Annotated in this window: 10 protein-coding genes; all 10 read right to left on the bottom strand. The window is 61.1% G+C overall.

Annotation, left to right across the window (positions count from 1 at the left end; genetic code table 11):
• Positions 1-83: 83 nt before the first annotated feature.
• Positions 84-797, bottom strand: coding sequence for a TetR/AcrR family transcriptional regulator (locus tag AB4O01_RS25920; protein ID WP_034154855.1), 714 nt, complete (start codon positions 795-797; stop codon positions 84-86).
• 104 nt (positions 798-901) lie between these two features.
• Positions 902-2,404 carry a lysine--tRNA ligase gene (gene lysS, locus AB4O01_RS25915; RefSeq protein ID WP_460089977.1) on the bottom strand — a complete coding sequence of 501 codons (1,503 nt, stop codon included), beginning with the start codon at positions 2,402-2,404 and terminating at the stop codon, positions 902-904.
• A 114-nt stretch (positions 2,405-2,518) separates the two neighbouring features.
• A protein-coding gene (prfB, locus tag AB4O01_RS25910) for a peptide chain release factor 2 (RefSeq protein WP_102900567.1) occupies positions 2,519-3,614 on the bottom strand; the annotation gives its coding sequence in 2 pieces (ribosomal slippage) (positions 2,519-3,541 and positions 3,543-3,614; 1,095 coding nt in all).
• Positions 3,615-4,056: 442 nt separating this feature from the next.
• Complete coding sequence (locus AB4O01_RS25905) at positions 4,057-5,058, bottom strand: response regulator (protein ID WP_093436712.1); 1,002 nt, start codon at positions 5,056-5,058, stop codon at positions 4,057-4,059.
• A 48-nt stretch (positions 5,059-5,106) separates the two neighbouring features.
• Entirely contained in the window at positions 5,107-6,117 is a 1,011-nt protein-coding gene (gene cheB / locus AB4O01_RS25900) for a chemotaxis response regulator protein-glutamate methylesterase (RefSeq protein ID WP_093436715.1), read from the bottom strand.
• Positions 6,114-8,402, bottom strand: a complete 2,289-nt coding sequence (locus AB4O01_RS25895) for a response regulator (RefSeq protein ID WP_460089976.1) — start codon at positions 8,400-8,402, stop codon at positions 6,114-6,116. The genes cheB and AB4O01_RS25895 overlap by 4 nt, the downstream gene beginning before the upstream one ends.
• On the bottom strand, positions 8,399-9,082 hold the full coding sequence (locus AB4O01_RS25890) for a chemotaxis protein CheW (RefSeq protein ID WP_093436721.1): 684 nt from the start codon (positions 9,080-9,082) through the stop codon (positions 8,399-8,401). The genes AB4O01_RS25895 and AB4O01_RS25890 overlap by 4 nt, the downstream gene beginning before the upstream one ends.
• The gene (locus AB4O01_RS25885) at positions 9,079-10,350 is read right to left on the bottom strand and encodes a CheR family methyltransferase (RefSeq protein WP_320335722.1); all 1,272 of its coding nucleotides are present in this window, start codon (positions 10,348-10,350) and stop codon (positions 9,079-9,081) included. The genes AB4O01_RS25890 and AB4O01_RS25885 overlap by 4 nt, the downstream gene beginning before the upstream one ends.
• Positions 10,347-10,883, bottom strand: a complete 537-nt coding sequence (locus tag AB4O01_RS25880) for a chemotaxis protein CheW (protein WP_460089975.1) — start codon at positions 10,881-10,883, stop codon at positions 10,347-10,349. The genes AB4O01_RS25885 and AB4O01_RS25880 overlap by 4 nt, the downstream gene beginning before the upstream one ends.
• Positions 10,883-12,505: a methyl-accepting chemotaxis protein gene (locus AB4O01_RS25875; RefSeq protein WP_099758097.1), complete on the bottom strand. Its 1,623-nt coding sequence runs from the start codon at positions 12,503-12,505 to the stop codon at positions 10,883-10,885. The genes AB4O01_RS25880 and AB4O01_RS25875 overlap by 1 nt, the downstream gene beginning before the upstream one ends.
• Between the last annotated feature and the right edge of the window lie 43 nt (positions 12,506-12,548).

Below are 12,548 nucleotides of genomic sequence, written 5' to 3'. Positions count from 1 at the left end.
AGCACAGCCAACATTAATGTTGAATGTCAGTCCGTCTTCGCGAGCAAGCTCGCTCCCACAGGGTTCAATGTTTCCCCAGAGGATCAGACCGACGCGAGCACCAGATGCATATAGCGCGTCAGAATGCCGAGCATGTCCTCTTCGGCCAAAGGCTCGGCGTCGTTGAGCAGGCCCTGATATTCCATCCGACCGATAATCGCCGTCAACACCTTGGCATCCTGTTGCGGTTCACGCGAGCCCAGCACCTGGAACAACTGGCAGGTGCCCTGCAACAGAATCTGCTGATGCGAACGCACCAGAATCGCCAGACGCGGATTAAGCAATGCTTCCTGACGGAACGCCTGTTCAGCCATCAAATGTTCACGACGGTTAACCAACTGACGATGCACGTAGTCAGCCATCAACCGCGCGATGTCATCAGCCAGCTGCGAGCGCGACTCCGGGCTGCCGTCGCCACTGACGACCATTTCGCGCAGCAAACCTTCGTTGTTGACCCACAGCTTGGCCATGTACGCCGCGCTGCGTTCAACGTATTGAGCGAAGGTATCGGTGAGCAGGTCGTCGATATCCTTGAAGTAATAGGTGGTCGCCGACAGCGGCACTCCGGCCTCGGCCGCCACCGCGCGGTGGCGCACGGCACGCACACCGTCACGCACGACAATGCGCATCGCCGCGTCGAGAATGTCCTGGCGACGCTGCTCACTGCCCTGTCGGCTGGCCTTGCGACCCTGGTACTGAACGCTTTCAGCGACCGCAGTGGCGATACCCGCTGCACCTTCTTGAGCTATTGCACCCATCACGACAGAACTTCCTCTGCAATTCAAAAGTAACCAATTGATACATTTGTACCAGACAGGCAATAAAAAGCCGCCTGTTTTAGGCGGCTTTTTAACTGAAACGTTTACGCTTGCGGTCGCATGTGCGGGAACAGGATCACATCGCGAATCGACGGCGAGTTGGTCAGCAACATCACCAGACGATCGATGCCGATACCTTCACCGGCCGTTGGCGGCATGCCGTACTCCAGCGCGCGCACGAAGTCGGCGTCGTAGTGCATGGCTTCGTCGTCGCCGGCGTCCTTGTCGGCCACCTGCGCCATGAAGCGCTCGGCCTGGTCTTCCGCGTCGTTCAACTCGGAGTAGGCGTTGGCGATTTCACGGCCACCGATGAACAGCTCGAAGCGGTCGGTGACGTTCGGGTTGTCGTCGTTGCGACGCGCAAGCGGCGACACTTCGAACGGGTACTGGGTGATGAAGTGCGGCTGTTCCAGCTTGTGCTCGACCAGCTCTTCGAAAATCATCACCTGCAGTTTGCCCAGACCTTCGAAGCCCAGCACCTTGGCGCCGGCCTTCTTGGCGATGGCGCGCGCCTTGTCGATGTCGTTCAGATCATCGGCGATCAGCTCAGGGTTGTACTTGAGGATCGAGTCGAACACCGACAGGCGCACGAACGGCTCGCCGAAGTGGAACACCTTGTCGCCGTACGGCACGTCGGTGCTGCCCAGTACCAGCTGCGCCAGTTCACGGAACAGTTCTTCGGTCAGGTCCATGTTGTCTTCGTAATCGGCGTACGCCTGATAGAACTCCAACATGGTGAATTCAGGGTTGTGACGAGTCGAAACGCCTTCGTTACGGAAGTTGCGGTTGATCTCGAAGACCTTTTCAAAACCACCGACCACCAGACGCTTCAGATACAGCTCTGGCGCGATACGCAGGAACATTTCCATGTCCAGCGCGTTGTGGTGGGTTTCGAACGGCTTGGCCGCAGCGCCGCCCGGAATGGTCTGCAGCATCGGCGTTTCGACTTCGAGGAAGTCGCGCTTCATCAGGAAGCTGCGGATGTGCGCGATCACTTGCGAACGCACGCGGAAGGTCTGGCGCACGTCTTCGTTGACGATCAGGTCAACGTAGCGCTGACGGTAGCGCTGTTCGGTGTCGGTCAGGCCGTGGTGCTTATCCGGCAGCGGACGCAGAGATTTGGTCAGCAGACGCACGCTGGTCATTTCAACGTACAGGTCGCCCTTGCCGGAACGCGCCAGGGTGCCTTCAGCGGCAATGATGTCGCCCATGTCCCAGGTTTTCACCGCGGCGAGGGTGTCTTCCGACAGGGTTTTACGGTTGACGTAGACCTGGATGCGACCGGTCATGTCCTGGATCACCATGAACGAGCCACGGTTGAGCATGATGCGACCGGCAACCTTGACCGGGATTGCAGCCTCTGCCAGCTCTTCCTTGGTCTTGTCCGCGTATTTCTTCTGCAGATCTTCGCAGTAGTTTTCGCGGCGGAAGTCGTTCGGGAAGGCGTTGCCCTTGGCGCGCTCGGCAGCCAGCTTTTCCTTGCGCAGGGCGATCAGGGAGTTTTCTTCCTGTTGCAGGGCTTGCGGGTCGAGTTGTTGGTCGCTCATGTCTTTAGATATTCCATCAGGTTCGTTGCCCCCGGGCCTTGCGGCCCGGGGATCGCCAGCAGGGCTGGCTCCTACAGGGATCGGGTTGAATCAGCCGATCCTGTAATGCGTCTTTTACAGCCCGGATTTCAGGCTGGCATACAGGTATTCGTCGATATCGCCGTCGAGTACCTTGTCGCAGTCGCTGCGTTCGATGTTGGTGCGCAGATCCTTGATCCGCGACGCATCGAGCACGTACGAGCGAATCTGGTGACCCCAACCGATGTCCGACTTGGTGTCTTCCAGCGCTTGCGACGCGGCGTTGCGTTTCTGCATTTCCTGCTCGTACAACTTGGCCCGCAGCATTTTCATGGCGGTGTCCTTGTTGGCGTGCTGGGAACGCTCGTTCTGGCAGCTGACCACGGTGTTGGTCGGTACGTGAGTGATACGTACGGCCGAGTCGGTGGTGTTTACGTGCTGACCACCGGCACCGGAGGAACGATAGGTGTCGATCCGCAGGTCTGCCGGGTTGATTTCGATTTCGACCTTGTCATCGATCTCCGGCGAGACGAAAACCGCGGAGAACGAGGTGTGACGACGGTTGCCGGAGTCAAACGGGCTCTTGCGCACCAGACGGTGTACGCCGATTTCGGTACGCAGCCAGCCAAAGGCGTATTCGCCCTTGATGTGCACGGTCGCACCTTTGATACCGGCGACTTCACCGGCCGACAGTTCCATGATGGTCGCGTCGAAACCGCGTTTATCCGCCCAGCGCAGGTACATGCGCAGGAGGATGTTGGCCCAGTCCTGGGCTTCGGTGCCGCCGGAACCGGCCTGGATGTCCAGGTAGGCGTTGTTCGGGTCCATTTCATGGCTGAACATGCGGCGGAATTCCAGCTTGGCCAGATTTTCCTCGAGACGGGCCAGCTCGGCGACGACATCGCCCACTGCGCCTTCGTCGTTTTCTTCGACGGCCATGTCCAGCAGGTCACGGCAATCGGCCAGACCGCCGTTCAGTTCATCGAGGGTATCGACGATCTGCGCCAGCGCAGCGCGCTCGCGGCCCAGTTCCTGGGCGTATTCAGGTTTGTTCCAGACGCTCGGATCTTCAAGCTCGCGATTGACTTCGGTCAGACGCTCATGCTTTTGATCGTAGTCAAAGATACCCCCGAATAGTTTCGGAGCGCTCGGACAGGTCCTTGATGGTGTTCAGGATCGGGTTGATTTCCATGACGGGCAGCACTCATTGGCGAACTTTTGAAAGCCGGCGAGTATAACGTAATCAGGCTGTGACGGCAGCCCGTCTGGCGGGTGTGGGGATCATTAAAACCTTTGCCCTCACCCTAACCCTCTCCCAGAGGTAGAGGGGACCGATTGGGGGATATTCGGGAGGTACGCCGAACTGAAATGGCTTTGCCGAATCCATAATCGCCAAGGCTTTCAGGCGGAAATTGGCGTATGGGCCTGCCCTCACCCTAGCCCTCTCCCAGAGGTAGAGGGGACTGATTCGGGTTTGCTCGGGAGGTACGCCGACGTGAAATGGCTTTGCCGAATCCATGATCGCCAAGCTTGAAGATCCATAATCGACTCGGTCGATCAGGTCGATGTTCAGCGCCAGACACCCCGGTCGGCCCCCTCTCCCATTGGGAGAGGGCTGGGGTGAGGGTCAGCGTTTACTCGATCCCGACCTGATTACGCCCATTGTTCTTCGCCAGGTAAAGGCCACGATCCGCCGCCGAAATCAGCAACCGACAATCACTACCCGCCTGCGGCACCATGGTCGCCAGACCAATACTGATGGTCAGGCTCGCCCCTTCCGCCGGGGTGTTGTGCGGGATTTTCAAGGATGCCACGGTCTGGCGCAGTTTCTCCGCGACCAGCCGCGCGCCGCCCGGCGAGGTGTTCGGCAGCACCAGCACAAACTCCTCACCGCCATAACGCGCCGGCAGATCCGACGGTCGTGCGCTGGCCTCGCGGATCGCCGTAGCGACCTTGCGTAACGCTTCGTCGCCTTCAACGTGACCAAAGCTGTCGTTGTAGGACTTGAAGTAATCGACGTCGATCATCAACAGCGACAACTGACTCTGTTCCCGCAACGAGCGGCGCCACTCCAGTTCCAGGTACTCGTCGAAGTGCCGGCGGTTGGACAGCCCGGTCAGGCCGTCGGAGTTCATCAGGCGTTGCAGCACCAGATTGGTGTCGAGCAATTGCTGCTGGCTGACGCGCAGCGCGCGGTACGCCGCGTCGCGCTGCAGCAAGGTCATGTAGGAACGCGAGTGATAGCGGATGCGCGCCACCAGCTCGATGGTATCCGGCAGTTTCACCAGGTAATCGTTGGCGCCGGCAGAGAACGCCGCGCTCTTGATCAGCGGGTCTTCCTTGGTCGACAGGACGATGATCGGAATGTCCTTGGTCGCCGGGTGATTGCGGTATTCGCGCACCAGGCTCAGGCCATCGAGGCCGGGCATCACCAGGTCCTGGAGAATCACCGTCGGTTTGATCCGCACCGCCTGGGCAATGGCCTGCTGCGGGTCGGAGCAGAAGTGGAAGTCGATGTTTTCTTGATTCGACAGCCCACGGCGCACCGCTTCGCCGATCATCGCTTGATCGTCCACCAACAACACCATGGCGGCGTTTTCGTCGGTTTTAATGTCGTCGATCTGTAAGTCATTCATGGGCGGTCACCTGAGTACTGCGGGGGCCAGGATTGCGGATAAACCTGTTCATTTGGGAAAAACCTCCAGCAATCGTGGCGCTATCTTTTCCAGCGCACGGATTTCAACCGCGGCATCAATCGCCGCGGCGGCTTTGGGCATGCCGTACACCGCACTGCTTTGCTGATCCTGCGCGATGGTCAAGTAACCCTGCTGGCGCATGAGCTTAAGCCCTTGCGCGCCGTCGCGTCCCATCCCGGTCAATAAAACCCCGATCGCGTCGCCATTCCAATAACTGGCGACACTTTCGAAAAACACATCGATAGAGGGGCGGTAGATCTCGTTGACCGGCTCGGCGGTGTAGGCCAGCGTGCCGTTTTTCAACAAGCGAATATGGTGGTTGGTGCCGGCCAGCAACACGGCGCCGGCCTGCGGCGGTTCGCCTTCACGGGCCAGACGCACATCGAGGCCACTGGCGCTGGCCAGCCATTCGGCCATGCCGGCAGCAAAGACCTGATCGACATGCTGCACTAGCACAATCGCCGCCGAGAAATCCTTGGGCAAGCCTTTGAGCAGCACCTCCAGCGCCGCCGGCCCGCCTGCAGATGAGCCGATCGCCACCAGTCGCTGACACGACGCAGAACTGCGCTGGGCCGTCGGCGTCGGACGCGAGCGCGTGGGTTTCTCGCCGATCAGCCAGCCGATATTGAGGATCTTGCGCAGCAACGGCGCCGCCGCTTCCTGGGCATTGCCGGCGCCGAGCGCCGGGGTATCGACCACGTCCAGCGCGCCGTGGCCCATGGCTTCGAAGACCCGGTGCACGTTCTGCTGGCGATCGACCGTCACAATGACGATCGCGCACGGGGTTTCGGCCATGATCCGGCGCGTGGCTTCGACGCCGTCCATCACCGGCATGATCAGATCCATCAGGATCAGATCCGGGGTGTTTTCGGCGCACAGTTGCACTGCCTCGGCACCATTGCGGGCGACCCAGACCACCTGATGCGCCGGCTCGAAGGCCAGCGCCCGGCGCAGGGCCTCCACCGCCATGGGCATGTCGTTGACGATGGCGATCTTCATGCCCGCGCTCCTCCAATAAGCTCGACCACTGCGTCGAGCAGGGCGTCGTCATGAAAACTGGCTTTGGCTAAATAATAGTCGGCGCCGGCATCGAGGCCACGGCGGCGGTCCTCTTCCCGATCCTTGTATGACACAACCATCACCGGCAGCGATTGCAGACGGTTGTCGCGGCGCAGCAGGGTGACCAGCTCGATGCCGTCCATGCGCGGCATGTCGATGTCGGTGATCAGCAAATCGAAGTCTTCCGAACGCAGCGCGTTCCAACCGTCCATGCCGTCCACCGCCACGGCGACATCGTAGCCGCGATTGAGCAGCAGTTTGCGTTGCAGCTCGCGCACGGTCAGCGAGTCGTCGACCACCAGCACCCGCTTGCGCGCCGCCTCGGCAGCTTGATTGCCGTGACGCGCGATGCGCTCAAGGCGCCCGGTATTGAGCAGTTTGTCCACCGAGCGCAGCATGTCTTCGACGTCGACGATCAGCACCACCGAGCCGTCATCAAGCAAGGCGCCGGCGGAGATGTCCTGCACTTTGCCCAGACGCTCATCGAGCGGCAAGACCACCAGCGTGCGTTCGCCAATAAAGCGCTCCACGGCAACCCCGTAAACCGCATCGCGCTCACGGATCACCACAACTTTAAGGGTTTCGCCACTGTTTTGGCTGGCCGGGCGGTTGAGCAACTGGCTGGCCGCAACCAGCCCGACGTGCTGGCCTTCGTGCCAGAAATGCTGACGGCCTTCGACCTGCACGATGTCCTCCGGCGCCAGATCACACATGCGTTCGATGTGCGCCAGCGGGAAGGCGTAGGCCTCTTCGCCAACTTCCACCACCAGACTGCGCACCACCGACAAGGTCAGCGGTACTTCCAGATGAAAGCGACTGCCCTCTCCCGCCGTTTGCTCCAGCACCACGGCCCCGCGCAACTGGCGAACCATGTGCTGAACGGCATCGAGGCCAACGCCCCGTCCAGAAACTTCGGTGACCGTGTCGCGCAAGCTGAAACCGGGCAGGAACAGGAACGTCAGCAGTTCTTCTTCGCTCAGTTGCGCAGCGGTTTCGGCTGGAGATAACTGCCGCTCGACAATACTGCGGCGGACCTTCTCCAGGTCGACGCCATTGCCGTCATCGCTCAACTCCAGCACTAGCAGACCGGCCTGATGCGAGGCGCGCAGGCGGATCAAGCCTTCTTCCGGTTTGCCCTTGAGCAGCCGTTGTTCCGGGGTTTCGATGCCGTGATCGACCGCATTGCGCAGCAAATGCGTCAGCGGTGCTTCGAGTTTTTCCAGCACATCGCGATCAACCTGGGTTTTCTCGCCTTCGATCTCCAGCCGCACCTGCTTGCCGAGGCTGCGGCCCAGATCGCGGACCATGCGCACCTGACCGGTCAGCACGTCCGCAAAGGGTCGCATGCGGCAGGCCAACGCCGTGTCGTAGAGCACTTGTGCGCGCTGGCTGGCCTGCCAGGCGAACTCGTCGAGTTCGGCGTTTTTCTCGCTCAGCAATTGCTGGGATTCGGCGAGCAAACGGCGCGCGTCCTCCAAGGCTTCCAGCGCTTCAAGGCTCAGCGCGTGTTCCTTGAGGTGGACGTTGAGATTTTCCAGCGCTCGCAAGCCGTTATTCTGCATGCGTTTGAGGCGCTGCATGGTCGCCAGATGCGGTTTGAGGCGCTGGGTTTCCACCAGCGACTTGCTCGACAGATCGAGCAAACTGTTCAGGCGTTCAGCGGTGACCCGCAGCACCCGTTCGCCACCTTCGGTGGTGCGTTTGCTTTTGCGTGGCGCCGGTTCAGAGGGTTCGACCGGGGCTTCGATGATCGGCGCTGGCGTCAGTTCAAATACGGGCGGCGCTTGAAGTTGCAACTCGGCCATCGGCGGCGCAACGAACGCTGTCGGCGGCGTCGACGGATCGAGCAAACCCGCCATCAACGCCACATAAGTTTCAATATCGCTCGGCTGCGGCGCATTGGTCGGTGTGGCGATGCGCATCAGCAAATCGGTGCCCTGCAACAGCGCATCAATGTGTTCGGGCCGCAGCAACAAGCGCCCCTCCTGGGCGCTGACCAGGCAATCTTCCATGACATGGGCGACGCTGACGCCGCTATCGATGCCAACAATTCGCGCCGCGCCTTTGAGCGAATGCGCCGCGCGCATGCACGATTCCAGTTGATCGGCCTGGGTCGGGTTGCGCTCCAGGGCCAGCAATCCGGCGCTGAGCACTTGGGTCTGGGCTTCGGCTTCGAGGCTGAACAGCTCCAGCAGCGAGGCGTCGCGCATTTGCTCGGGGGTCATGTGAGGCTCCGGGTCACGGCGGACAGCAGCTGTTCTTCATCCAGCCAACGCAGGCTGCGACCGCGATACTGCAGAACACCACGGGTGTATTTGGCACTGGCTTGCGCGCCGGATTGCGAGGCGGCATCAAGAATGCGCTCGTCGATGGCATGAATACCGTCGACCTCATCCACCGGCACCACCACCGGCCCGCCACGGGCGGCGATGATCAGCATCCGCGGCATAATGCGCGCGCCGGTGGCTGGCGCGGCGTTGCCATCCAGATCGAGCAATTCAACCAGCGACAGGCAGGCCACCAGCGCACCACGCACATTGGCCACACCGAGCAATGCGCGTGAGCGCTGGTGCGGCAATGAATGAATCGCCTGCAGTGGCGCGACTTCGACGAGACTGCGCGTCGCCAGCCCCAGCCATTCTTCACCGAGCCGGAACATCAGTAGCGAGCGGGTTTTCACATCGCTTTCGACAGCGATCGCCACCGGGTCGCGTTCGTCCTGTTGCAACGCATAACGGTCGAGCAGGCGCGTGGCGGCGGCGGAATACACCGAACAATTGCGGCAATGAATGTGGTCTTCGAGCAGCGGACAGGACTTGTCGCCGTGAATGCCGATGCGGTTCCAGCAATCGTCGATGGCCCGGGCGTCTTCGTGGGTGACGTTCAAGGTGTCGGACGGGATCATCGTTTACGCTCACTGTCGGCGGTGCGGCCGCTGCGGGCGGCACGCTCCTGCAATCGTCTGGCACCCGCTGTATCGCCCTGAGCCTGCAACAACGCGGCCAGGTGCATCAACGCTTCAGGGTGTTGCGGTTCGAGGTACAACGCCTTGCGGTAGAAGCCCTGAGCTTCGAGGGTCAGGCCGGCGACGTCGCTGAGCAGACCGAGCCAGTAAAACACCTGAGCCACCGGTTCATGGCTACGCAAATACTGTTCGCAGGCCGCCCGGGCTTCAGCGCTTTTGCCTTCGTTGGCCAGCGCGGCGATATTGGCCAGCAGGGTCGCCGCATCCGGGTTGGCACTTTTGCTGGCGGTCGGCAGTGGCGTTACGGCGGCAAACGGTCGAGTGCGAACTGGTGCTGGCTGCGTGCTGCGAGGCGGTTGGCTGACCGGCACCACGATGGGCTTGGGCGTTGGCAACGGCTCGGGGTGCGGATCGCTGTGGCGACTGAACGCGAAGGATTGCGGGATACCGATCGAACGCATGCCCAGACGCCCGAGCAAACTGCCCTCGGCCGGGCCGATAAACAGCACGCCATCGAAATGGGTCAGGCGCTTGAGCACCTCGAACACCTGCTTCTGCGTCGGCTGGTCGAAATAGATCAGCAGGTTGCGGCAGAACACGAAATCGAACGCTGGCTCGCTGGTCAGCAGCGTCGGATCGAGCACATTGCCGACCTGCAAACGCACTTGCTCACGCACATAGTCATTGACCCGATGGCCGTCCTGCTCAGGCGTGAAGTGCCGTTCGCGAAAGTCCAGATCCTGGCCGCGAAACGAATTCTTGCCGTACAGCGCACGCCGCGCCTTCTCCACCGACAGCGGGCTGACGTCCATGCCATCGACCTTGAACTGATGCGGTTTGAGCCCGGCATCGAGCAAGGCCATGGCAATCGAATAGGGTTCTTCGCCGGTGGAACATGGCAGGCTGAGAATGCGCAAAGCACGCATATTGTTCAGTTCAGCGAGGCGATTGCGCGCCAGTTTGCCCAGCGTGGCAAAGGACTCTGGATAACGGAAAAACCACGTTTCGGGGACGATCACCGCTTCGATCAGCGCCTGTTGTTCGTCTCGCGAGCCTTGCAGCAATTGCCAATACTCATCGGCATGCGCGGCTTGCGAGAGTGTCGTGCGCTGGCGCACAGCGCGCTCGATGATCGCCGGGCCAACCGAGGTCACATCGAGGCCGATGCGCTCCTTGAGAAAGTCGAAAAAGCGCTGATCACTGCTCATGACTGCGCCTCAAGCTGCGCCGGACTCAGCGGCGGATCGGGGAACAGCAAAGTACGCACGGCGTCATCGAGCAAGTCATTGACCCGTACCCATTGCACCAATCCCTGGGCATCTTCACGCACCGGGCCGAGGTAAGGCGCCGCGCGGTTGTCGAGGCCGTAAGGCTGAAACTCTTGCGGATGGCAACGCAGGGTGTCGGTGGCCTGTTCGAGAATCAGCCCGAGCCATTGCGCGGGTTGCGCTTCATCCGGCCGATAATTGACCAATACCAGACGGGTGCTGGTGCGCGCCTCGGCGGGATGACCGAAGGTCAATACGCTGAGGTCGATCACCGGCACCACCGCACCGCGATAGGCGAACACCCCGGCGACCCACTGCGGCGCCCGGGCGATTGGCTTGAGCGGCAGGCGCGGCAGCACTTCCGCCACTTCGGTGGCTCGCAAGGCGTAGCGCTCGCTGCCGATGCGAAACAGCAGGAATAACGCCGGCTTCGCCACCTGCGCGGCGCTGCGTTTGGCGAGGATTTCGCTCATCAGACTTTGAATCGCGAAACGCCGCTGCGCAGCCCGACGGCTACCTGGCTCAGTTCGTCGATGGCGAAACTGGCCTGACGCAACGACTCGACGGTCTGGCTGCTGGCGTCGCCCAACTGCACCAGCGCATGGTTGATCTGCTCGGCGCCGGTGGCCTGGGCCTGCATGCCTTCGTTGACCATCAACACCCGCGGCGCCAGCGCCTGCACTTGATGGATGATCTGCGACAACTGCTCGCCGACCTGCTGCACTTCGGACATGCCACGGCGCACTTCTTCGGAGAATTTGTCCATGCCCATGACACCCGCCGACACCGCCGACTGGATCTCACGGACCATTTGCTCGATGTCGTAAGTGGCGACAGCGGTCTGATCCGCCAGACGCCGCACTTCGGTGGCAACCACGGCAAAACCGCGACCGTATTCACCGGCCTTTTCGGCTTCAATCGCTGCGTTGAGCGACAACAGGTTGGTCTGGTCGGCAACCTTGACGATAGTCACCACCACCTGATTGATGTTGCCGGCCTTCTCATTGAGGATCGCCAGTTTGGCGTTGACCAGATCGGCCGCGCCCATCACCGAGTGCATGGTGTCTTCCATGCGCGCCAGGCCTTGCTGGCCGGAGCCGGCCAGCACCGAGGCCTGATCGGCGGCGGTGGACACTTCGGTCATGGTGCGTACCAGATCGCGCGAGGTAGCGGCGATCTCGCGCGAAGTCGCGCCGATCTCGGTGGTGGTCGCGGCGGTTTCGGTAGCGGTGGCTTGTTGTTGCTTGGAGGTGGCAGCGATTTCGGTCACCGAGGTGGTGACCTGCACCGACGAACGTTGCGCCTGGGATACCAGCGCAGTCAGCTCGGTCATCATGTCGTTGAAGCCGGTTTCGACGGCGCCGAACTCGTCCTTGCGGTCGAGGTTGAGACGCGAACTGAGGTCGCCGGTACGCATGGTTTCGAGAATCTGCACAATGCGGTTCATCGGCGCCATGATCGCGCGCATCAACAGCAAGCCGCAGGCACCGGCCGCCAGCACAGCCACCAGCAGCGAGACGAACATGCTGACCTTGGCCGCCGCCACCGCCTCGTCGATGTTGTTCATGGCCTGATCGGCGACTCTCTTGTTCTCGCCGATGATGTCGTTGAGCTTCATACGCCCGGAATACCAGGCTGGCGTCAGCTTTTCGTGGAACATCCTGACCGCGTCCGCTTCCAGGTTGCGCTTGTGCAGGTCCAGCACGGCATCCTGAATCTGGAGGTAGGCGTCGTGGTACTTCTCGAACGCGGCAAACTCGAGACGATCCTCGTCGGTCGCCATCGTCTTGCGATAGTTCTCCATCTGCTCCTGCAAACGCGCCTCGAAAGCCTTGTAGTCGGCCGCGTCCTCGCTGGAAATCCCCTGACCTTCCTTGAGTCCGAGCAGTTCTTGCGTCTGCATGTAACTGTCGACCCACGCGCCACGGATCATCGAGCTGTAATAGACGCCGGGAATCGCGTCATCACGCACGCTGTTTTCACTGGCCTCGATCTTCAGCAACCGCGAATAAGAGACGACAACCATCAGCAACATGATGGCGATAATCACCGCAAAGCTCGCCAAAATGCGTTGGCGCAACGTCCAGTTCTTCACAGTGATTCCTCGTGCCTAGTCGAAATGCGGGGAGTATAGCCGA

The sequence above is a fragment of the Pseudomonas sp. S2_E02 genome (assembly GCF_054668355.1).
This window is presented reverse-complemented; position numbering and strand designations above follow the sequence as displayed.

Bases quoted from the DNA above. Each gene is read 5' to 3' on its own strand.
- AB4O01_RS25920 (WP_034154855.1), bottom strand. From the start codon at position 797: ATGGGTGCAATAGCTCAAGAAGGTGCAGCGGGTATCGCCACTGCGGTC.
- lysS (WP_460089977.1), bottom strand. From the start codon at position 2,404: ATGAGCGACCAACAACTCGACCCGCAAGCCCTGCAACAGGAAGAAAAC.
- AB4O01_RS25905 (WP_093436712.1), bottom strand. From the start codon at position 5,058: ATGAATGACTTACAGATCGACGACATTAAAACCGACGAAAACGCCGCC.
- cheB (WP_093436715.1), bottom strand. From the start codon at position 6,117: ATGAAGATCGCCATCGTCAACGACATGCCCATGGCGGTGGAGGCCCTG.
- AB4O01_RS25895 (WP_460089976.1), bottom strand. From the start codon at position 8,402: ATGACCCCCGAGCAAATGCGCGACGCCTCGCTGCTGGAGCTGTTCAGC.
- AB4O01_RS25890 (WP_093436721.1), bottom strand. From the start codon at position 9,082: ATGATCCCGTCCGACACCTTGAACGTCACCCACGAAGACGCCCGGGCC.
- AB4O01_RS25885 (WP_320335722.1), bottom strand. From the start codon at position 10,350: ATGAGCAGTGATCAGCGCTTTTTCGACTTTCTCAAGGAGCGCATCGGC.
- AB4O01_RS25880 (WP_460089975.1), bottom strand. From the start codon at position 10,883: ATGAGCGAAATCCTCGCCAAACGCAGCGCCGCGCAGGTGGCGAAGCCG.